This is a genomic window from Citrobacter sp. Cpo142 (genome assembly GCF_030332425.1).
Lineage (GTDB): Bacteria > Pseudomonadota > Gammaproteobacteria > Enterobacterales > Enterobacteriaceae > Citrobacter > Citrobacter portucalensis.
This window is the reverse complement of sequence record NZ_JAOWHW010000085.1, coordinates 1-397: the sequence shown is the minus strand read 5'-3', so window position 1 is coordinate 397 and position 397 is coordinate 1. Positions and strand designations below refer to the sequence as shown.

The 397-nt window shown below is 48.9% G+C and carries 1 pseudogene; it reads left to right on the top strand.

From position 1 onward, the window contains the following. Positions 1-30: 30 nt before the first annotated feature. Positions 31-327 (top strand): annotated as a pseudogene (locus OGY18_RS04245) (transposase); the annotation flags it as partial. Between the last annotated feature and the right edge of the window lie 70 nt (positions 328-397).

Sequence of the window (397 nt, the reverse complement as noted above, 5' to 3'; positions counted from 1 at the left end):
GGCACAGTAAATTTGGCCACCTGATTAAAGGTGATATTCTCACCTCAACACAAAACAGGTGACTTAATGAACAAGAAAACGAAGCGTACTTTTACCCCTGAGTTCAGGCTGGAATGTGCACAGTTGATCGTTGATAAGGGCTACTCGTATCGACAAGCCAGTGAAGCGATGAATGTCGGCTCTACCACGCTTGAGTCCTGGGTGCGCCAGCTCAGGCGAGAGCGTCAGGGGATTGCGCCCTCTGCGACACCCATTACTCCAGACCAGCAACGTATTCGTGAGCTGGAAAAGCAGGTTCGCCGTCTGGAGGAACAAAATAAGGCACTGTTGCAAAGTTAGCGATGAGGCAGCCTTTTGTCTTATTCAAAGGCCTTACATTTCAAAAACTCTGCTTACC